The organism is Algihabitans albus (assembly GCF_003572205.1).
Lineage (GTDB): Bacteria > Pseudomonadota > Alphaproteobacteria > Kiloniellales > DSM-21159 > Algihabitans > Algihabitans albus.
The window spans coordinates 67,060-85,953 of sequence record NZ_QXNY01000007.1 but is presented as its reverse complement, the minus strand read 5'-3'; the positions used below and the strand labels follow the sequence as shown (position 1 = coordinate 85,953).

The following is an 18,894-nucleotide window of genomic DNA, read 5'->3' as shown; positions in this document are numbered from 1 at the left end:
TCGGCGAGAGTGGATCTGCTATAAGCCCCCAGTCCACTTACCGAGACAGCCCTGTTTTCCAGCACTTTATCGGAGACCCCGCCATGCCCTTCGACGCGGCGCTCGAGTTGCAGCGCACCCACGTTCAGCCGGAATGGCTCGATTACAACGGCCATATGAACGTCGGCTACTACGTCGTGGCCTTCGACCAGGCCTTCGATCTCTTCATGGACCGGATCGGTATCGATGCCGCCTATCGGGAAAGCAGCGGCGGCACGATCTTCTCCGTCGAGGCCCATGTGACGTATCTACAGGAACTGCTGCCCGACGCGCCGCTCGTCGTGACGCTGCAACTGCTCGGCTGGGACTCGAAGAAGCTCAATATCTTCCTGCGCATGTATCACGCCGAGGAAGGCTTCCTGGCCGCCACGCTCGAGTGGATGAGCCTGCACGTGGACCTCGAGACCCGCCGCGCCGCGCCCATGGCGCCGGAGGTGGCCGCACGGGTGGAGGCGGTCTGGCAGGCCCATAAGGACCTGCCCCGTCCGCCTCAGGCCGGACGCGGTATCTCCCTCAACCCGCCGAAGTAGCCGATCAGCGCGCCTCGGATGGGAAGGAGGTCGGCGGTGCCTGCAGGGCCGTGGGCGCGGGCTCCAGAAAGGCCGGGGAACCAACGAAGCGGAAGGTGATCAGCGTGGCCGCGACCATCAGCGCCCCGGCCATCGACAGCCAGCCGACGGTCGCGCCGCTCCACATCGGCGCATGGCCCGTTGCCGCCTCCTGCCGCCGCGACAGCCGCTGCATTCCGGCGTAGATGGCATAAAGCAGAAAGGGGATCAGGAAGGGCAGGACGATGGTGATCAGTTTTTTCAACATGCGGTCATCCGCCGGATGGCTCCCTCTCTCGACACTGAAACTTCTTTCTATCCCCGAGCCGCTCAGCTCAAGACCGGCTCATCGTCGTGAAGCTTGACCCAGACCGCCCGGTCCGGGGTGTAGACCTGGACGTGCGGGGCCAAGGCGTCCGAACAACCGTCGAGCGAGCCCAGCGCCAGCACCACATGTCCGGGAAAATGACGCCCGTTCACGAGGTAGGCCGCGGTGCCGCAGCGCGGGCAAAAGCTTTTGCTAGACACGCCGGTGCGATAGGTCGTCAGCCTCCGCTCGCCTTCGGTGATATGGAACTGCTCCGAGGGCACCACCACCCAGGTGCTGTAGTCCGACCCCTGCAGCTTGCGGCAGTTTCCGCAGTGACACTTTACGACGGTCTTGATCGGCGGGGTGAAGACCCAGCGCACGTCTCCGCAATGACAACTGCCGTGGGTTTCCTCCATGTCGCCCTTCATGTCCCCATCACCTCGACCAGGTTGTTGAGCATGCCCGCCGTTGCGCCCCAGATGTAGTAGTCCCGGTAGGGATAAACGTAGAAGTGGCGGGTCTTGCCCTGGTAGACGCGGCTCTGGATCTCGCGGTTCGCTGGGTCCAGGAAGAAGGCCAGCGGCACTTCGAAGGCTTCGGCGACCTCGAAAGGGTCGGGCGTCAGCTCCAGCGGCGCCGGGATCCGCCCGACGACGGGCGTGACCTCGAAGCCGGTGCGGGTGACATAGACGTCGAGCTGCCCGATCGGCGTCACCAGATCGCGCCGCAGGCCGACCTCCTCCTCGCTCTCGCGCAGGGCGCAGGCCAGCGCATCGGCGTCCTGCGGCTCCAGGCGTCCGCCCGGAAAGGCGATCTGGCCGGCGTGGTCGCGCAGGTGCGCGGTGCGCCGGGTCAGCAGCACGCTGAGGCCGGCCTTGCGCTCGACCAGCGGCACCAGCACGGCCGCCGCCTTCATGGTCCGCTCCGGGTCGTAGAGGTCGGGATTCAGCTCGTGGTCGCCACGCGTGCCTTCCGGCTGCAGCGTCAGGGTGGAGCGGCGTCCGGGCGCGGCGGCGCGCAACCGGCGCTCCACCGCCTCGCCGGTCAGCTGCCGGACGGTGGGTCCAGCGGAAAGAAACTGCCCTTGCTCCATACGCCGAGGCGTTCCCGTCCCTCTTCGTCTCGTTGAGGCACCGCCAGCTCCACCAGATGGTAGAAGACGGCGCGTGCAAGCCGCGCCTCCAGGCCGTCCCTTACCAGAATATAGGGAGTCGGCTCACCGCTTTCAGCGTCGTGGAGGATCCGGAGCGGATGCGCCGTATCGGCCTCGACCCAGTCGTCCAGGTTGGTGCGGAACGCGAGGATCCTCTCCGGGCCGTCCCCGCGCTCGACCAGTTCCTCGGCGATGAAGGGCACGTCCTCAACCGCGATGCGCCCGCGTTCGACCGGCGTCACCAGCCAATAGTCTCCGTCGGCCTCGCGCCGCAGCACGCTGGAGAAAAGCTTGACCAGCCGCTTCCGGCCGATCGGGCTGCCCCGGTAGCTCCAGGTCCCGTCGCGGGCAATCTTCATGTCGAAGTCGCCGCAGGACGGCCAGGTCGGCGGTCCATCGTTCGAGGGACCGCCATCCGCCCTGTCGGCGGGACCTCGCGACTTCGTGTCGCCGAAAGACTGGCCGCCGGACTGTCCGTCCATCGCCTGGCTCCCTATCTTTGCCATAGTCGAGACTTAGATCTTTATCATCGCCTGGGCCACCATGTGATCTACCGTTCGAGCTGTCGTCGGGGCCTAGCTTTGAGCGTGCTTTCGCGTCACCCTGTTGGCGTGACGACCGTACCGGGAGACTCTACCACGTGGCGCGGGCCGAGGTGCAGCGCCGGACCGGCAGGGAGGCCAAGCCGCAGATGACCGCCGCAGAAACCGCCGCAGAGACAGCTTTGCCAACGGCCGAGGCCGACCGCCTGGCCGGTGAGATCGAGCGTCTGGGCGCCCGACTCGCCGCCGTGCGCGAGGGGATCGGCCATGTGATTTTCGGTCAGCAGCAGGTGGTCGACAACACCCTGATCACGCTGCTCGCCGGAGGGCACACGCTGCTGGTCGGCGTGCCCGGCCTGGCCAAGACCCGCCTGGTCGAAACACTCGGCACGGTCTTCGGGCTGGAGGATCGCCGGGTGCAGTGCACGCCCGATCTGATGCCGGCCGATATCCTGGGCTCCGAAGTGCTGGAGGAGGGCGAGAGCGGCCGGCGCAGCTTCCGCTTCATCCAAGGGCCGGTCTTCGCCCAGCTTCTGATGGCCGACGAGATCAACCGCGCCAGCCCGCGCACCCAGTCGGCGCTGCTGCAGGCCATGCAGGAGCATCGCGTGACCGTTGCCGGCTCGCCCCACGAACTGCCGAACCCTTTCCACGTGCTGGCGACCCAGAATCCGCTAGAGCAGGAGGGCACCTATCCCCTGCCGGAGGCGCAGCTCGACCGCTTCTTCGTCGAAATCGAAGTTGGCTATCCGGATCTCGAGGCCGAACGGCAGATGCTGCTTGCGACCACCGGCACCCGCGGCGCCGAGGCGCGGCAGGTGATGTCGCCGGCCGAACTGATGGCGGCGCAGACCCTGGTCCGCCGCGTGCCGGTCGGCGAGAAGATCGTCGAGGCGATCCTCAGCATCGTCCGCTCGGGCCGCCCGACCGAAACGGCGCGCGACGAGATCAAAGCGCAGGTCGCCTGGGGACCGGGACCACGCGCCAGCCAGGCGCTGATGCTGGCGATTCGCGCCCGCGCCGTCCTGGACGGCCGCTTCGCCCCCTCGATGGACGACGTGCTCGCCATGGCGGGGCCCGTGCTGCGCCACCGCATGGCGCTCAGCTTCGCCGCCCGCGCCGACGGGGTGGTGATCGACGATATCATCGCGCTGCTCAGCGAGCCCTATCGTTGAGCCGGATGAAACGGCCCGCCCGCAAAGTTCCCGAGAGTTAACCGGCCCATGGCGCTGAGCCCGGACCTTCCCCTGCAACAACGCGGCGAGGCCCTGGCGGCCGGTCTGCCGCCCCTGCTGATCGCGGCCGAGCGGGTGGCCTCCACCGTGGCTCAAGGCGTGCACGGCCGCCGGCGGGTCGGACAGGGCGAGACCTTCTGGCAGTTCCGTCCCTACGAACTGGGCGACACCCCGCAGACCATCGACTGGCGCCAGACCGCCAAGTCCGACCGGGTCTTCGTCCGCCAGACGGAGTGGGAGGCGGCGCAGTCGGTCTGGCTCTGGCGCGATACCTCGCCCTCCATGGACTGGTCGTCCGACCGCAACCTGGAAACCAAGCGGGCGCGCGCCGACCTGCTGCTGCTGGGCCTCGCGGTTCTGGCGATCCAGGCCGGCGAGCGGGTGGCGCTGGCCGGCACGGGGCGCCGCCCCGATGCGAGCCGGGCGACCCTGACCCGCCTGGCGCTCGAGCTGGAGCGCGGCGGCGACGCCGTTCGGCTGGCCGACGAGGACGCGCTGGCACCGCGCCAGGATCTGCCACGCTTTGGCCAGGTCGTCTGGTTCGGAGATTTCCTGCAGCCGCTGGAGAACGTCGAGGCGCGGGTGCGCTACTTCGCCGAACGCGGCCTGCGCGGCCACATCCTGCAGATCCTCGACCCCGCCGAGGAAGGGCTGCCCTTCCAAGGGCGGGTCCGTTTCGAGGGGCTGGAGGGTGAGGAGCCCTGGCTGCTCAGCCGGGTCGAGACGGTGCGCGGCGCCTATCTAGAGCGCCTCGCGCAACAGCGCGAAGGCCTGATCGAGATCGCGCGGCGGGCCGGCTGGACGGCCGGACTGCACCACACGGATTCGACACCGCAGTCGGCGTTGCTCGGTTTGTACCAGACGCTCGCCGTACAGCCCGGGGGACGCTGATACCATGCTGACACTCGGTCCTCTCGGCTTCGTCAATCCCCTGCTGCTCTTCGCCCTGGCCGGCCTGCCGATCCTCTGGTGGCTGCTGCGCGTCACGCCGCCCGCGCCGAAGCGCCTTAGCTTTCCGGCGATCCGCTTGCTGTTCGGCCTGCAGCCGCCGGAGGAGACGCCGGCTCGCACGCCCTGGTGGCTGATCGCCCTGCGCATGCTGCTCGCGGCGCTGGTGATCCTCGGTCTGGCCCGTCCCATCCTCAATCCCAATGCCCAGCTCGCCGGCGGCGGCACCGTGGTCGTGGTGGTCGACAACGGCTGGGCCGCCGCCGCCAACTGGGCGGCGCGCGAGCGCCTGCTCGGCGATCTTCTCGATCAGGCGGAGCGGGACCGCCGGACCGTGGTCCTGGCGACCACCGCGCCCGACGGGCGGGAGTCGGCGGAAACCCGGCTCTCGGCCCTGCCCGCGGCGGAGGCGCGCCGCATCGCCCTCGGCCTGCAGCCGAGGCCCTGGGCGCTGGACCGTCCGGCCACCGCCGAGCGGCTGCGCGCGCTCGAGCTGGACGGCTCGGCCACGGTCGTCTGGCTGTCCGACGGCTTGGAAAGCGGAGCGGACCCGGAAGCCGCGGAGTTCGCCCAGGCGCTCGCCGGGCTCGGCAGCGTCCAGATCTACCGCGACGCGCCCGGCGACCTGCCCCGTCTGCTGCTCCCGCCGGAAATCGACACGGCCGCGCTGATCCTGCGCGCCCGGCGCGCACCGAGCGAAGCGCCCGACAGTCTGACCGTGCGGGCCAGCGACGATCGCGGTCGGGTCGTCGCCCAGCAGCTTCTGGACTTCGAGCCGGGCGCCGCCGAGACGGCCCAGGCCCTGACCCTGCCGATCGAGCTGCGCAACCGCATCACCCGTCTCGACATCGAGGGCGAGGCCGGCGCCGGCGCGGTGCTGTTCCTCGACGAGCGCTGGCGCCGCCGCCCGGTCGGCCTGGTCTCCGCCGGCCCGCTCGACGCGGCGCAACCGCTTCTGAGCGAACTCTACTTCCTGGAGCGCGCGCTGGCGCCCTTCACCGAGATCAGCCGTGGCGACGTCGGGCAGTTGATGAACCGCGGCGTCGCCGTGATCGCCCTGCCCGACCTCGGTCCGCTGCCGCCCGAGCAGGCGACGGCGTTGGAGAGCTGGGTCCAGGCCGGCGGGCTGCTGCTGCGCTTCGCCGGTCCCCGTCTGGCGGAGGGCGACGACGGCCTGCTGCCGGTCGAGCTGCGCCGGGGGGGCCGCGTCATGGGCGGCGCACTGACCTGGAGCGATCCGGCCGAACTGGCCCCCTTCGCTCCCGACTCGCCCTTCGCCGGGCTGATGCTGCCGCAGGACGTCGCCGTGTCCCGCCAGGTGCTCGCGGAGCCGGCGCTGGACCTGCCGGACAAGACCTGGGCGCAGTTGACCGACGGCACGCCGCTGGTCACGGCGGAACCGCGCGGCCAGGGCTGGGTCACGCTGATCCACACCACCGCGAACACGGAGTGGTCCGACCTGCCGCTCTCCGGCCTCTTCGTCGAGATGCTGCGGCGGGTCGTGGCGGTCAGTCAGGGCGTCAGCGGCGCCAGCGAGGCGACCTTGCCGCCGCTCTCCACCCTCGACGGTTTCGGCCGGCTCGGCACGCCGCCGGTCACCGCCCTGGCTCTGACGGCGGAGGCAATCGAGGCCGGCGAGATCGGTCCGCGCCATCCGCCGGGCATCTACGGGACAGACGCAGGCCGCCGCGCTCACAATCTGGTGGCCGGCAATCCCTCCCTGATCCCCATCGGCAACCTGCCGCGCGGCCTGGAGTCGCGCGTCTACGCCGGCGGCGAGGAGCGGGACCTGCTGCCCTGGCTGCTGACGGCGGCGCTGGTGGTGGCGCTGCTGGACGCCCTGATCGCGCTGGCGCTGCGCGGCCATCTCAGTCTGCGGCCCGGCAGCCTGCGCCGGGCGGCCAAGGGCGGCGTCAGCGCCGGCGCCCTCGGCCTGCTCCTGCTGTCCGGACTGCTGCTCCAGACCCCGGCGGCGCACGCGCAATCCACGGCGCAAGCCCAATCCACGGCGCAAGCCCAATCCGGGGCGCAATCCGGAAGCGATCAGGACCTGCGCCGTATCCTGGCCGCGACTCTGGACACCCGCTTGGCCTACGTGATCACCGGCGTGCCGCGGGTCGACGACCTCAGCCGCGCCGGGCTGTCGGGTCTCTCACGTCTGCTGCTGCGGCGCACGGCGGTGGAGCCGTCCGACCCCATGGCGGTGGAACTGGGCCGCGACGAACTGGCCTTCTTTCCGCTGCTCTACTGGCCGATCACGCCGGAGCAGACCAACCTCGATTCGGCGGCGCGGCGCGCCCTCAACGATTACCTCGTCAACGGCGGCACCCTGCTGATCGACCTGCGCGAACCGGCCGTCGGCACCCGCCTGTTCGGCGCGTCCAGCCGCAACGGTCAGGCCCTGCAACGGCTGACCGACGGGATCCAGGTGCCGCCGCTGGTCCCGGTCCCGCCCGAGCATGTGCTGACCAAGGCCTTCTATCTGCTGCAGGACTTTCCCGGCCGCTACGACGGCGGCACGCTTTGGGTCGAAAACCCCGACGAGGCGGACAACGACGGCGTCGCCTCCGTCGTGATCGGCTCCAACGACTGGGCCGGCGCCTGGGCCATCGACGACCTGGGGCGCCCGATGGCCGCCGCGGTGCCGGGCGGCGAACGCCAGCGCGAGATGGCCTACCGCTTCGGAGTCAATCTCGTGATGTACGCGCTGACCGGCAACTACAAGGCCGATCAGGTGCATGTGCCCTACATCCTCGAACGGCTGGGACAGTAGGAGGGCGGCCGCGTCATGCTGGATCATCTTACCCTCGCCTGGGACCCTCTGATTCCCTGGCCGGCGCTCGCGGCCCTGGCCCTGGCCAGCGCCGCGATTTGCGGCGCCACGCTCTGGCAGAGGGCGCGCGGCGGCCTGCTGCGCGCGCTCTTCGCCGCCACGCTGCTGCTGGCCCTCGCCAATCCCTCTGCGGTGTCGGAGGAGCGCGAGCCCCTGCGCGACGTGGCGCTGGTGGTGCTCGACGAGAGTCCGAGCACGGAGATCGCGCCGCGCCCGGATCAGCAGACGACGGCCCTGGCCGCGCTGACCGAGGCGCTGGAGGCCCTGCCCGATACCGAGGTTCGCGTGGTGCGCTCGGAAGGGGGCGGCTTGGGCGGCGGAACGGGAGGGGCCGGTCCCGGACCTGGCGGCACGGGAGGTGCGAGCGGCGGCACGAACCTCTTCGCCACCGTCGATCAGGCCCTGTCCGAAGTGGCGCAGACCCGCGTCGGCGCGGTCTTCCTGATCAGCGACGGCCAGGTCCACGACGTTCCGGAGAGCCTCGAGCAGTTCGCGCTGGATGCGCCCGTCCATCTGCTGCGCAGCGGCCGCGACGACGAACGCGACCGGCGCCTGACCCTCACCAACGTGCCGGGCTACGGCATCGTCGGGCGCGAACTCTCGCTCACCCTGCGCGTCGACGATCTGCCCGAGTCCGCGCCCGGCGGCCAGGCCACTCTGCGGATCGCCCGCGACGGCGCCGAACCGGAACTGCTGCGCGTACCGCTCGGCAGCGAGGTGGAGTACAGCTTCGAGGTCGAGCGCCGCGGCGCGACGGTGATCGAGATCGAGGCCGAGGCCGGGCCGGACGAACTGACCTTACGCAACAACACCGCCGCCGTCGTGGTCAACGGCGTGCGCGACCGCCTGCGCGTCCTGCTGGTCTCGGGCGAGCCCCATGTCGGCGAGCGGGCCTGGCGCAACATTCTCAAATCGGACCCCAGCGTCGACCTGGTGCACTTCACCATCCTGCGGCCGCCCGAGAAACAGGACGGCACGCCGATCCACGAGCTGTCCCTGATCGCCTTCCCGACGCGCGAACTCTTCGAGGTGAAACTCGACGAGTTCGACCTGGTGATCTTCGACCGCTACCGCCGCCGCGGCGTCCTGCCGAACCTCTACCTGGAGAACATCGCCCGCTACGTCGAGGAAGGCGGCGCGCTCTTCGAGGCGGTCGGCCCCGCCTTCGCCACGCCGCTGTCGCTCTATCGCACACCGCTCGGCCGCGTCCTGCCGGCGACGCCCACCGGCGACGTCGTGGAGCGCCCCTTCCACGCCGCGGTCACCGACCTCGGCCACCGCCACCCTGTCACCTCGGCCCTGCCCGGCGCTCTGCTGGCGGGTGAGGAGGGACCGCCCGGCTGGGGCCGCTGGTTCCGCCAGGTCGACACGGATGCCCGGGACGGCGAAATCCTGATGACCGGTGCCGACGAGCGGCCGCTGCTGGTGCTCGACCGCATCGGCGAGGGCCGGGTCGCCCAGTTGACCAGCGACCACATCTGGCTCTGGTCGCGCGGCTTCGAGGGCGGCGGTCCGCAGGCCGAACTGACGCGGCGGGTCGCGCACTGGCTGATGAAGGAACCGGACCTGGAGGAGGAAGATCTGCGCGCCGCCGTCCACGGCGACCGCCTGGAGATCGAGCAGCGCAGCCTGGAGGAGGACTGGTCGTCCGTCGAGGTGACCCTGCCGAACGGCGAGACCGTGACGCTGGACCTGGAGGCCAGCGGCCCCGGACGGGCCGCCGCCGCGCTGCCGGTCGATCAGCCCGGCGTCTACCGCGTCAGCGATGGCGAGCGCGTCGCCCTGGCCGCGGCCGGCCCGGTCAATCCCATCGAGATGGCGGACCTGCGCGCGACCGACGAGATCCTGGCACCCGTGATCGAGGCAACCGGCGGGCGCGCCCAGGGCCTTCTCGAGAACGCCGACATCGCCGTGCGCAAGATCCGGGCCGACCGCGACCGCGCCGGCAACGACTGGTTCGGCGTGGTCGGACAGGGCGCCTTCGTGGTGACCGGGGTCGAGACCCGCCCGTTGCTGCCGGAACTGGCCGCCCTGGCCTTGGCCCTCGCCGCCCTGCTTTTCGCCTGGCGGCGCGAAGGCCGATGACGGAGCCGCCGCAAGCCGCCCGGCGGACGACGGCGCGCGACTGGCTCCTGCTTGCCGGGTTTTTGGCGCTGCCCCTGGGCGTCGGGCAGATCGGCCGCTTTCCAGCCGAGGCCAATCAGGACTGGTACGACGGGCTCGCGCAGCTTGCAGTCAAACCGCCCGGCTGGGCCTTCCCGGTCGCCTGGACCCTACTCTTCGTTCTGATGGCGGTGGCCGCCTGGCTGGTCTGGCGGGCGGCCGTGGCGGCGGGCGAACCGGAACGGGCACGCAAACCGCTGCTGCTCTGGGGCCTCCAACTGGCCGTCAACTTCACCTGGCCCTTCGTCTTCTTCGGGGCCCAGGCGCCCCTGCTCGGCCTGCTGGTGATTCTGCTGCTCTTCCTGCTCGTGGCCCTGACCGCACGCAGCTTCGCCGACCTCAGCCGTCCGGCCGCCTGGCTGCTGGTCCCCTATCTGCTGTGGCTGACCTACGCCGCTGTCCTGAACGCCGGCATCGTGGTGTTGAACTAGAGCGCGATCGCGCTCTAGGCGCGGCGCGGCGCGCGGTCGCTCTCCGGGTCGGCGGCATCCGTCCGGCCCAGCACGCCATGCAAGCCCGCCAGCGCGCCCGCCCGCAGCGCCAGCACCTGAAAGCGCTCCGGCGCGACCGGGCCGGGCATCACCAGGCCGGCGGCCGGCGCCGAGACGAAGCCGAAGGGTTCATAGTAGCCGGGCGCACCGATCACGACGCAAAGACGGTGCCCCTGGCGCTTCGCCTCGCTCAGGCTGTGACGGACCAGCGCCTTGCCGTAACCCTGTCCCTGCAAGGCCGGCTCGACGGCCAGGGGACCGAGCAGGATCGCGGGCGTCCGCGCGATTCGGATCGGCCAGTAGCGGATCGAGGCCAGCAGGCCGCCGTCGGCATGGCGCGCGACGAAGGACAGCCGCGGAAGCGGCGCGATCCCGTCACGCAGCCGGTAGGAGGTCCGCTGCTTGCGGTCGTAGCCGAAGGTGCGGTCGAGCAACGCCTCGATCTGGGCGTCGTCTGCGGGTGTGGCCTGCTGGATCTCGTAGCTCATCGTTCGGAACTCTCGCGGTGCGGTCGAAGGGACTGACAGGAGCCGCCCTTCGCGCCAACGCACGAGGCCGGCTCAGGCCGCGCGTCGGCGGCCGCACCCTCGTCGCAGATCGCCGCGCAGCGAGGCGCGGCTTCTGACGGAGATGAACGAACGAACAGTCATTTCAGTTCGATAGCACGAAGCGCGGGACCGGCAAAGCAAAAGCGGGACGGGCTCGGCTCTGCCGTGCCCGTCGATGCCATAGGCCGGTATACCACCGTCACGCCGCCCGGACGTCCTCGACGAAACGGGCGACGAAGCGCTGCAGTTCTTCCGACTGGGTGGTCAGGACTCGCGAAGCATCGGCGAGTTCCGAGGAAGAGCGGTCGAGCCCGCCCGCCGTTTCGGTGACGCCGGAGATGTTGTCGTTGACGTCGCGCGCGCCGGCCGCGGCCGACTGGACATTGCGCGAAATCTCCTGGGTCGCGGCCGACTGTTCCTCGACGGCGGTGGCAACGGCGGTGGCGATCTCGCTGATCGAGCCGATGCGCTGGCCGATTACGTCGATGGAGCCAACGGTAGCGGAGGTCTGGGACTGAATCGCGTCGATATCCCTGGAGATCTGCTCCGTCGCCTTGGCGGTCTGGCTGGCCAGGTTCTTGACTTCGCTGGCCACCACCGCGAAGCCCTTGCCCGCTTCGCCCGCACGGGCGGCTTCAATCGTCGCGTTCAACGCCAGCAGATTGGTCTGCTCGGCAATGTCCGTGATCAGGCTGACCACGTCGCCGATCTTCTGGGCACTGTCGGCCAGCCGGCGCACCTCGGCATCGCTCGCCTTCGCGTCCTTGGCCGCCTCGCCGGCCAGTTCCCGCTGCTTGTTGACCTGTCGGGTGATCTCCTGGATCGAGGCCCCCAACTCCTCCGAGGCCGCGGCGACGGTCTCGACGTTCTGGCTGGCCCGTTCGGAGGAGGAAGCGACGTTGGAGGCACGCTCGCTTGTCTCCTGCGCCGTCGAGGTCAGACTGGTGCTGGTTCCCTGGAGCTGCCGCGCGGCGCCGGTCACCTGATCCAGCACGTCGCCGATGTCACGGCTGAAACTCTCCGTTACGCCGCGCAGTCGGTCGGCGCGCGCCGACCGCTCGGCGGCCTCCTGTTCCGAGGCGGCGGCAAGCTCCGCGTTGCGGATGGCGTTGTCCTTGAAGACCTGAACCGCCGCGGCCATGGCACCGACCTCGTCGCCGCGCCCAACGCTCGGCACCTCGACCGAGGTATCGCCGTCGGCCAGCCGGCTCATGGCCCGGGTCATGGCGGAGATCGGACGCGACAGGCTGCGCACCAGCAGCAGGCAGAAGCCGACGGCCGCCGCGAGCGAAAGCAGAGCGCCTGCGATCAGCACGGCGAAGGCGGTCGAGAAGGCCGCGTTCTCCTCGGCTGCGCGGTTTTCGATCTCGACGCGCTTACCCTCAAGGAGACCGACATAGATCTGTTGGACCCGTTGCATGGCCATGGTGGAGAGGCCGGAAACCTCCATCGCCCGCGCCTCGTCGATGGTCAGCGGCTCCCGCATCAACCGGATCTGACGGGCGGCCACGTCGTTCTGCCAGGCCGCGACCTCCTCGTTGAGCGCCGCCAGCTTCGTCAAGACACTTTCCTGGTCGCTGAGCGAGTTGCGGGCCACCCCATAGGAGAGTCCGTAACGCTCGACGGCCTGATCGTACTGCGCGACATAGGCCCGCTCGCCACTCAGCAGGAGCGCGCGGATGGCACCCTGCTGTTCGATGAAGGCCTCGCGCAGCTCCTCCAGATGACCGCGCGTTTCGATCGTGGTGCGCGTGGCCTGGGCGCTTTCCTGGATCGCGGACATCTGCATGAGGCCAACGCCCGAGGCCAGAACGCCGATCAGGAACATACCGGCGAAAGCCACCGTAAGTTTGCGCACGATGGGCAGATTGTCGAGGAAGGTCATGGTCGAGGACTCCGTGTTTCGGCGGTCCGGGGTCTGGCGCGAACCGGGGCGCCGGATTCTGTGCGGACTCTAGAGCGCGCGGCGGCGTGCCAGTTCGGTCAAGTTGATCTCGATGGTCACGGCGCCGATCGGCGCGCCGGTTTCGGGGTCGGGGATGGTGAAGTTGACCTGCTGCCGCCAGGTGCCGGAAGCCTCGTGTAATTCGGCTTCGTCGATGAAGACCGCATCGGCGCCGACCTCGAAGGTCTTTGTGAACTTCGCCTCGTCACCTTGCCAGTAGTCGCCGGTCACGGCGCTCTGCCCGGCGTTCAGGCCGCGGTCGGTGACCACGAAGATCTCGGTGTAGAGGCCGCCGGCCATGGCCTGACGGCGAAGCAGATAGTTGGACAGCGGCCGGGCCATCAGTTCGGCCACCAGGGGCCGGTCGCCGATCCGCTCGCGCTCGGCCCGCCACTCCTTGTCAAGCGCATCGATATCGGCTTGCGACAGCGCGTTTTGCTCGGCATTGAGTCCGCGCAGCGTCGCGATGGTGACCGGCACCGCGACCCAGTCGCGCATCAGATCCAGGTCGGCCTCGGAAATCTGCACCCGCGGCGCGTCGGCTTCGGCCGATCCGACAACCGCGCCGATAGCCAACGGTAGAAACGCGAGGGAAATAGCTAATTTGAGCAAGATGCGGCGCATGGGGCTCCTCCGGACTACCCTTTGTTTGCATCGGACAGTGTCACGCTATGATTAAGCGGTGGTAAATTGGATACAATTAGAAGTGTAGTTCGCTGACTATCTATCAAATCGGCACAATTTCAGATTGAATTATGCTGGTCTTGCAGAATCGAACGACTTGCAAATCGGTCTGGCTGCAGCGGCTAAGACTCGGAAAACTCGATCAAATTTTACCCTCCATCAACCATTAGGGGGCAGTCTCCGAATTCAATTATCGTCAACGCTGTGGCCACCTCTCGGCTCCGCTCACACCATCGCTGCTTTGCTTTTCGCTAAAGGACGACTCATGGCGCACCTCTCCCTCGGCCGCATCCTAGGTGCCGGGCGCGGCCGGATATCGGCGGGCGGCAGGATCAAGGTCACCTCCGTCGAAATAGCTTCGATGCTCGCGGAGCTGGATCGGTCGCAGGCCATCATTCATTTCGAGCCTGACGGTACGATCATCACCGCCAACCATAACTTCCTGGCGGCCATGGGCTACGATCTGGCGGAAATCCAGGGCCGGCATCACAGCCTCTTCGTCGATCCGCTCTTCGCCGAGAGCGATGCCTACCGGCAGTTCTGGGCCAATCTGCGCAGCGGCGAGCCGCCGACCGGCGTCTTCAAGCGCATTGCCAAGGGCGGGCGGCCGATCTGGATTCAGGCGACTTACAGTCCCGTCGTCGATGCGCGCGGCCGGGTCGTCAAGGTCATCAAGCATGCCATCGACGTCACCGCCCAAACGCTGCAGAACGCCGACTACAGCGGACAGATCGCGGCGATCAACACGTCCCAGGCGGTGGTGTCCTTCCAGCTCGACGGCACCATTCTCGACGCCAACGAGAACTTCCTGAACGCGGTCGGTTATCGCCTCGAGGAGGTTATCGGCCAAAACCATCGGCTCCTGCTCGTGCCCGACGACGCGCAAAGCCGGGACTACCGGGAGTTTTGGGAGGCGCTGGCGCGCGGCGAGCATCGCGCCTCGGAGGTCAAGCGGATCGGCAAGGATGGCAGGGAGCTATGGCTGCAGGCCTCCTACAACGCCATCCTCGATCCCGACGGCAAGCCCTTCAAGGTCGTACTCTACGCCACGGACATCACCCAGCGCGTCCACGCGCGCCACGAAGCCGAGCGCGTCGGCAAGCTGGTGGACGGCAATCTCGACAAGATCCTGGCAGCCGTCGGCACCGCCAACGAGCAGACGACCTCGGCGGCCGCCGCATCCAATGAAACGGCGCAGGTGGTCCAATCGGCGGCGGCGGCGGCGGGGCAGTTTCAGGCCTCCGCGACCGAAATCTCGCAGAGCATGACCCTCTCCACCGAACAGGTCGGAACGGCGATGGAGGAGACCGCGAAGGCAGACACCGCGACCCAGCAACTCGTCGGCGCGGCGGACGCCATGAACAGCATCGTCTCGGTGATCCAGGAGATCGCCGGACAGATCAACATGCTGGCCCTCAACGCAACCATCGAGTCCGCCCGCGCCGGCGAGGCGGGCAAGGGCTTCGCCGTCGTTGCCTCGGAGGTCAAGCTGCTGGCGACCCAGGTGGCCAAGGCCACCGAGCAGGTTTCCACGGAAATCGCCGGCATGCAGTCCATCGCCGGCGACGTCGTCCAGCGTCTCGACAGCATCAAGAACGCCGTGACCTCGGTGGAAAAAAGCGTCACGGGCGTGGCCGGAGCGGTCGAGGAACAGACCGAGACGACGCGCGAGATCGCCGCGAACATGCAGTCGGCGGCCGGGGCGGTCGGTGAAGTCAGCACCAGCCTGGACTCCATCGCCGAAGCCGTACAGACCGCTGACACCCTGGCGCAGGAAGGCACCGACCTTTATCGCAGCCTGCAGAACACGGCGGCTTAGCAAGGCCGCCCAGCAAAGCAGGGCGTCGGGGAGAGCGGACCTCAATCGCGCAGCGGCGCGTCCCAATAGGGCTCGCTGCCGAAGCGGCTCAGCAGAAAGTCGACGAAGACGCGAACCTTGGGCGACAGGTTCCGGCTCGCCGGAAAGACGGCGTGCACCCCACCCGGCGTGCCGTCGGCCCAGTCGGGCAACAGCCGCTCGACGGCGCCCTCCGTCAAGGCGTCGCTGCAGATGAAGCTGGGCAGCAGGGCGATGCCCTGCCCGGCGATGCAGGCCTCCAGAATGGCATCTCCGTTGTTGATCCGCAGCCGCCCGGAGATCCGCACCTTCACATCCCGCTCCGCCTCGCCCGTCGCCGCCTTGAAGCTCCAGGTCTGGTCGCTGGTCTGATAGGCGTAGAGCAGGCAGTCATGCTGCTTGAGGTCGTTCGGATGCTCTGGCCGCCCGGCGCGCGCCAGGTAGTCGGGCGCGGCAAAGAGAAAGCGGCGCATCGGAGCCAGACGGCGCGCCACCAGACTCGAGTCGTCGAGCTTGCCGATCCGGATCGCCAGATCGTAACCCTCCTCGACCAGATCCACTGGACGGTCGTTCAGCGAGAGATCGACCTCCAGTTCCGGGCACATGGCCAGGAAGGCCGGCAGCGCCGGGGCGATATGCCGGACGCCGAAGGACAGGGCCGAATTGACCTTCAGCAGACCGCGCGGCGCCTCGGCCAGATGCGTCACCGCCTCCTCGGCCGCCAGCGCCTCGGCCTCGACCCGCTGACAGCGCTCGAAGAAGGCCGCCCCGGCTTCGGTCAGGGAAAGCTGCCGCGTCGTGCGGTTGAGCAGCCGCGTGCCGAGCCGGTCCTCCAGCTTGCTGATCTGCTTCGACACCGCCGACTTGGACAGGCCGAGCGCCTGCGCTGCGGCGGAGAAGCCGCCCAGATCCACGACGCGGGCGAAGACGACCATGGCCGTGACGTCTTCGAGCCTCATTGGCGTTTCCTCCAAGAAACAATCAATTAACAATTCAGCTTATTAACATCCTTGGGTGAACGCACCATCTTTCCTTCGAACCAGCCGGCAACGGCTTTCACCGACGAGACGGGCAAGGGAGTCTCCAAGAATGACCAAGGTACTGGTGCTCTACTATTCGACCTACGGCCACGTCGAAACCCTGGCGGGCGCCGTCGCCGACGGTGCAGGCTCCGTCGAGGGCGTCCAAGTCACCGTCAAGCGCGTCGCCGAGTTGATGCCGCCGGAGGTGGCGGAGAAGGCCGGCGCCAAGCTGGACCAGACCGCGCCGCTCGCCGAGCCGTCCGAACTGGCGGACTACGATGCCGTGATCGTCGGCACCCCGACCCGCTTCGGCAACATGGCCAGCCAGATGCGAAATTTCTGGGACCAGACCGGCGGGCTCTGGATGAAGGGTGCGCTGGTCGGCAAGGTCGGCAGCGTCTTCGCCTCCACCGGCACCGGGGGCGGCAACGAGACCACCATCACCTCGACCTGGAACACCCTGGCCCACCACGGCATGGTCATCGTGCCGCTGAACTACGGCGCGGCCGAACTGACGGATCTGTCCGAGGTCAAGGGCGGCAGCCCCTACGGCGCGGCGACCATCGCCGGGGCCGACGGCTCGCGCCAGCCGAACGACAAGGAGCTGGCGCTGGCCCGCTACCAGGGTCAGACCGTCGCCCAAGTCGCCAAGAAACTGAGTGCCTAGCGGACACATAACTGAAATCGGCCCGGGAGCCGGCACAAAAAGGATCTTTCGCCATGATCGAGCATCGTCCCTTCGAGAGCCTCGGGCGCTTCGAGAACGACTGGCTGAGCGCCCGCTATCACTTCAGCTTCGCCGGCTACGACGATCCGGCGCGGCGCGGCTTCGGCAAGCTGCTGGTGTGGAACGACGACACCATCGAGCCGCGCCGCGGCTTCGCCCCCCACGGCCACCGCGACATGGAGATCGTCACCTACGTGCGCGAGGGCGCCATCACCCACCAGGACAGCCTGGGCAATGCCGGCCGGACCGAGGCGGGCGACGTCCAGGTGATGTGGGCCGGCAGCGGGATTCAGCACTCGGAGATGAACGTGGAAAGCGAGGAGACCAAGATCTTCCAGATCTGGATCGAAACCGCGGAACCGGGCATCGCCCCCGGCTGGGCCGCCAGCGCCTTTCCCAAGGGCGAGCGCAGCGGAGAGCTGGTGGTGCTGGCCTCCGGAACCGGCGAGGAGACCGGCGGTACCGAGGGTCCCCTGAGGATTCACCAGGACGCCCGCATCCTGGCCGCCACCCTGAAGCCGGGACAGTCGGTGACCTACCGGCCCCAGCCAGGCAAGAGCGCCTATCTGGTGCCGGCGGTCGGTCGGGTGAAGGTCGAGGGCGACGGCACGTCCTTCTCCGCCAAGGCCCGCGATGGTGTCGCGCTCGCCGACGTGGAGGCGGTCGAGCTGACCGCCGAGGACCAGAGCGAGATCCTGATCGCCGAGGTTCCGGCCTAACTCACGGAGCGCGGGCGCCGGCTATCCGATTGGCCGGCGCCCGCGTCCGTGATACCTGCAGCGGGAGGAAACCAAGATGGGTTTGCTGGTCGAGGGCGTTTGGCACGACACGTGGTACGACACCAAGTCGACCGGCGGGCGCTTCAGGCGTCAGGACAGCGCCTTCCGCAACTGGATCACGCGGGACGGCAGCCCCGGGCCGAGCGGCGACGGCGGCTTCGAGGCCGAAGCCGGGCGCTATCACCTCTACGTCAGCCTGGCCTGCCCCTGGGCGCATCGCACCCTGATCTTCCGCAAGCTGAAGGGTCTGGAGCGGGTGATCTCCACCTCGACGGTGCACTATCACATGGCAGAGAACGGCTGGGAGTTCCGCCCGACCGATAGCGACAACCAGGGCGCTGGCGGCACCTCCGGCTATCCCGCCGGCGATCCGCTCCACGGCTTCGACTTCGCGCACCAGCTCTACACCAAGGCCAAGCCGGACTATAGCGGCCGGGTCACCGTCCCCATCCTCTGGGACAAGCAACGCCGGACCATCGTCAGCAACGAGTCGGCGGAGATCATCCGCATGCTCAACGCGGCCTTCAGCGAGATCGGCGACGCCTCCGCGCCGGACTTCTATCCGGAAGCGCTGCGCGGCGAGATCGACGCGGTCAACGCCCAGGTTTACGACCGGATCAACAACGGCGTCTATAAGGCGGGCTTCGCGACCGAACAGTCTGTCTACGAGGAAGCTTTCGAAGCGCTTTTCGCCTGCCTGGACGGGCTCGAGGCGCGGCTTGCCCGCAACCGCTACCTGGTTGGGGAGACCCTGACCGAAGCCGACTGGCGCCTCTTCACCACGCTGGTGCGCTTCGACCCGGTCTACGTCGGACACTTCAAGTGCAACCGCGACCGCCTGGTCGACTTCCCCAATCTCTGGGCTTACACCCGTGAACTCTTCCAGGTGCCGGGCGTCGCCGAAACCGTGAACTTCACGCATATCAAGCGGCACTACTACGGCAGCCACGCGACAGTGAACCCGACCGGCGTCGTGCCGTCCGGCCTGCGGATCGATTTCATGGCCCCCCACGACCGCGACCGTTTGAGCCGAGCGGCCGAATAGGGCGCCTGCAGAGGGCCGTAGGCCGGATAGCGGTCGCTTGAGCCC

The 18,894-nt window shown here is 68.6% G+C and carries 18 protein-coding genes; 10 read left to right on the top strand and 8 right to left on the bottom strand.

The window, feature by feature from the left end; translation table 11 throughout:
• The first annotated feature begins 83 nt into the window (after positions 1-83).
• Positions 84-569 carry a thioesterase family protein gene (locus tag DBZ32_RS19665; RefSeq protein ID WP_119168967.1) on the top strand — a complete coding sequence of 162 codons (486 nt, stop codon included), beginning with the start codon at positions 84-86 and terminating at the stop codon, positions 567-569.
• Between the two features lie 4 nt (positions 570-573).
• On the opposite strand, the gene DBZ32_RS19660 is transcribed toward DBZ32_RS19665, so the two are convergent.
• The 4 genes from DBZ32_RS19660 to DBZ32_RS19645 form a co-directional block, all read right to left on the bottom strand.
• A complete protein-coding gene (locus tag DBZ32_RS19660; protein WP_119168966.1) occupies positions 574-855 on the bottom strand; it encodes a hypothetical protein in 282 nt (93 codons plus the stop codon).
• Between the two features lie 62 nt (positions 856-917).
• A complete protein-coding gene (locus DBZ32_RS19655; protein WP_119168965.1) occupies positions 918-1,325 on the bottom strand; it encodes a GFA family protein in 408 nt (135 codons plus the stop codon).
• Complete coding sequence (locus DBZ32_RS19650; protein WP_119168964.1) at positions 1,322-1,990, bottom strand: CoA pyrophosphatase; 669 nt, start codon at positions 1,988-1,990, stop codon at positions 1,322-1,324. The genes DBZ32_RS19655 and DBZ32_RS19650 overlap by 4 nt, the downstream gene beginning before the upstream one ends.
• Positions 1,942-2,532, bottom strand: a complete 591-nt coding sequence (locus DBZ32_RS19645) for a DUF1285 domain-containing protein (RefSeq protein ID WP_235830282.1) — start codon at positions 2,530-2,532, stop codon at positions 1,942-1,944. Before DBZ32_RS19645 ends, DBZ32_RS19650 begins: the two co-directional genes overlap by 49 nt.
• Before the next feature lie 209 nt (positions 2,533-2,741).
• Here DBZ32_RS19645 and DBZ32_RS19640 point away from each other — a divergent pair, with 209 nt between their 5' ends.
• From DBZ32_RS19640 to DBZ32_RS19620, 5 genes are read left to right on the top strand one after another with little or no spacing between them, the layout of a single operon-like run.
• Complete coding sequence (locus tag DBZ32_RS19640; protein ID WP_119169015.1) at positions 2,742-3,767, top strand: AAA family ATPase; 1,026 nt, start codon at positions 2,742-2,744, stop codon at positions 3,765-3,767.
• Between the two features lie 48 nt (positions 3,768-3,815).
• Complete coding sequence (locus DBZ32_RS19635; RefSeq protein WP_119168963.1) at positions 3,816-4,718, top strand: DUF58 domain-containing protein; 903 nt, start codon at positions 3,816-3,818, stop codon at positions 4,716-4,718.
• Positions 4,719-4,722: 4 nt separating this feature from the next.
• Entirely contained in the window at positions 4,723-7,548 is a 2,826-nt protein-coding gene (locus DBZ32_RS19630) for a DUF4159 domain-containing protein (protein WP_119168962.1), read from the top strand.
• A 15-nt stretch (positions 7,549-7,563) separates the two neighbouring features.
• Positions 7,564-9,693, top strand: coding sequence for a hypothetical protein (locus DBZ32_RS19625; protein ID WP_119168961.1), 2,130 nt, complete (start codon positions 7,564-7,566; stop codon positions 9,691-9,693).
• The gene (locus tag DBZ32_RS19620; RefSeq protein ID WP_119168960.1) at positions 9,690-10,202 is read left to right on the top strand and encodes a TspO/MBR family protein; all 513 of its coding nucleotides are present in this window, start codon (positions 9,690-9,692) and stop codon (positions 10,200-10,202) included. Before DBZ32_RS19625 ends, DBZ32_RS19620 begins: the two co-directional genes overlap by 4 nt.
• 14 nt (positions 10,203-10,216) lie before the next feature.
• Here DBZ32_RS19620 and DBZ32_RS19615 read toward each other — a convergent pair whose 3' ends face one another.
• The 3 genes from DBZ32_RS19615 to DBZ32_RS19605 form a co-directional block, all read right to left on the bottom strand.
• A complete protein-coding gene (locus DBZ32_RS19615; RefSeq protein WP_119168959.1) occupies positions 10,217-10,750 on the bottom strand; it encodes a GNAT family N-acetyltransferase in 534 nt (177 codons plus the stop codon).
• A gap of 259 nt (positions 10,751-11,009) precedes the next feature.
• On the bottom strand, positions 11,010-12,695 hold the full coding sequence (locus tag DBZ32_RS19610; protein WP_119168958.1) for a methyl-accepting chemotaxis protein: 1,686 nt from the start codon (positions 12,693-12,695) through the stop codon (positions 11,010-11,012).
• A gap of 69 nt (positions 12,696-12,764) precedes the next feature.
• A complete protein-coding gene (locus DBZ32_RS19605; RefSeq protein WP_119168957.1) occupies positions 12,765-13,379 on the bottom strand; it encodes a hypothetical protein in 615 nt (204 codons plus the stop codon).
• A gap of 325 nt (positions 13,380-13,704) precedes the next feature.
• Between DBZ32_RS19605 and DBZ32_RS19600 the strand changes: the two genes are divergently transcribed.
• A complete protein-coding gene (locus DBZ32_RS19600) occupies positions 13,705-15,258 on the top strand; it encodes a methyl-accepting chemotaxis protein (protein WP_208539331.1) in 1,554 nt (517 codons plus the stop codon).
• A gap of 41 nt (positions 15,259-15,299) precedes the next feature.
• On the opposite strand, the gene DBZ32_RS19595 is transcribed toward DBZ32_RS19600, so the two are convergent.
• On the bottom strand, positions 15,300-16,235 hold the full coding sequence (locus tag DBZ32_RS19595) for a LysR family transcriptional regulator (protein ID WP_119168956.1): 936 nt from the start codon (positions 16,233-16,235) through the stop codon (positions 15,300-15,302).
• A 130-nt stretch (positions 16,236-16,365) separates the two neighbouring features.
• Between DBZ32_RS19595 and wrbA the strand changes: the two genes are divergently transcribed.
• From wrbA to DBZ32_RS19580, 3 genes are all read left to right on the top strand, one after another.
• Positions 16,366-16,965, top strand: a complete 600-nt coding sequence (wrbA, locus tag DBZ32_RS19590; protein WP_119168955.1) for an NAD(P)H:quinone oxidoreductase — start codon at positions 16,366-16,368, stop codon at positions 16,963-16,965.
• A gap of 53 nt (positions 16,966-17,018) precedes the next feature.
• Positions 17,019-17,744 (top strand): pirin family protein, encoded by a 726-nt coding sequence (locus DBZ32_RS19585; RefSeq protein WP_119168954.1) that lies wholly within the window; start codon positions 17,019-17,021, stop codon positions 17,742-17,744.
• A 76-nt stretch (positions 17,745-17,820) separates the two neighbouring features.
• Complete coding sequence (locus DBZ32_RS19580; protein WP_119168953.1) at positions 17,821-18,849, top strand: glutathione S-transferase family protein; 1,029 nt, start codon at positions 17,821-17,823, stop codon at positions 18,847-18,849.
• Positions 18,850-18,894: the final 45 nt, after the last annotated feature.

What these genes read in the sequence shown, in the direction of transcription:
- DBZ32_RS19580 (WP_119168953.1), top strand. Translation starts at nt 17,821, where the DNA reads ATGGGTTTGCTGGTCGAGGGCGTTTGGCACGACACGTGGTACGACACC.
- DBZ32_RS19655 (WP_119168965.1), bottom strand. Translation starts at nt 1,325, where the DNA reads ATGAAGGGCGACATGGAGGAAACCCACGGCAGTTGTCATTGCGGAGAC.
- DBZ32_RS19600 (WP_208539331.1), top strand. Translation starts at nt 13,705, where the DNA reads ATGGCGCACCTCTCCCTCGGCCGCATCCTAGGTGCCGGGCGCGGCCGG.
- DBZ32_RS19610 (WP_119168958.1), bottom strand. Translation starts at nt 12,695, where the DNA reads ATGACCTTCCTCGACAATCTGCCCATCGTGCGCAAACTTACGGTGGCT.
- DBZ32_RS19585 (WP_119168954.1), top strand. Translation starts at nt 17,019, where the DNA reads ATGATCGAGCATCGTCCCTTCGAGAGCCTCGGGCGCTTCGAGAACGAC.
- DBZ32_RS19650 (WP_119168964.1), bottom strand. Translation starts at nt 1,990, where the DNA reads ATGGAGCAAGGGCAGTTTCTTTCCGCTGGACCCACCGTCCGGCAGCTG.
- DBZ32_RS19645 (WP_235830282.1), bottom strand. Translation starts at nt 2,532, where the DNA reads ATGGACGGACAGTCCGGCGGCCAGTCTTTCGGCGACACGAAGTCGCGA.
- DBZ32_RS19615 (WP_119168959.1), bottom strand. Translation starts at nt 10,750, where the DNA reads ATGAGCTACGAGATCCAGCAGGCCACACCCGCAGACGACGCCCAGATC.
- DBZ32_RS19635 (WP_119168963.1), top strand. Translation starts at nt 3,816, where the DNA reads ATGGCGCTGAGCCCGGACCTTCCCCTGCAACAACGCGGCGAGGCCCTG.
- DBZ32_RS19665 (WP_119168967.1), top strand. Translation starts at nt 84, where the DNA reads ATGCCCTTCGACGCGGCGCTCGAGTTGCAGCGCACCCACGTTCAGCCG.
- DBZ32_RS19625 (WP_119168961.1), top strand. Translation starts at nt 7,564, where the DNA reads ATGCTGGATCATCTTACCCTCGCCTGGGACCCTCTGATTCCCTGGCCG.
- DBZ32_RS19660 (WP_119168966.1), bottom strand. Translation starts at nt 855, where the DNA reads ATGTTGAAAAAACTGATCACCATCGTCCTGCCCTTCCTGATCCCCTTT.
- DBZ32_RS19605 (WP_119168957.1), bottom strand. Translation starts at nt 13,379, where the DNA reads ATGCGCCGCATCTTGCTCAAATTAGCTATTTCCCTCGCGTTTCTACCG.
- DBZ32_RS19640 (WP_119169015.1), top strand. Translation starts at nt 2,742, where the DNA reads ATGACCGCCGCAGAAACCGCCGCAGAGACAGCTTTGCCAACGGCCGAG.
- DBZ32_RS19630 (WP_119168962.1), top strand. Translation starts at nt 4,723, where the DNA reads ATGCTGACACTCGGTCCTCTCGGCTTCGTCAATCCCCTGCTGCTCTTC.
- DBZ32_RS19595 (WP_119168956.1), bottom strand. Translation starts at nt 16,235, where the DNA reads ATGAGGCTCGAAGACGTCACGGCCATGGTCGTCTTCGCCCGCGTCGTG.
- wrbA (WP_119168955.1), top strand. Translation starts at nt 16,366, where the DNA reads ATGACCAAGGTACTGGTGCTCTACTATTCGACCTACGGCCACGTCGAA.
- DBZ32_RS19620 (WP_119168960.1), top strand. Translation starts at nt 9,690, where the DNA reads ATGACGGAGCCGCCGCAAGCCGCCCGGCGGACGACGGCGCGCGACTGG.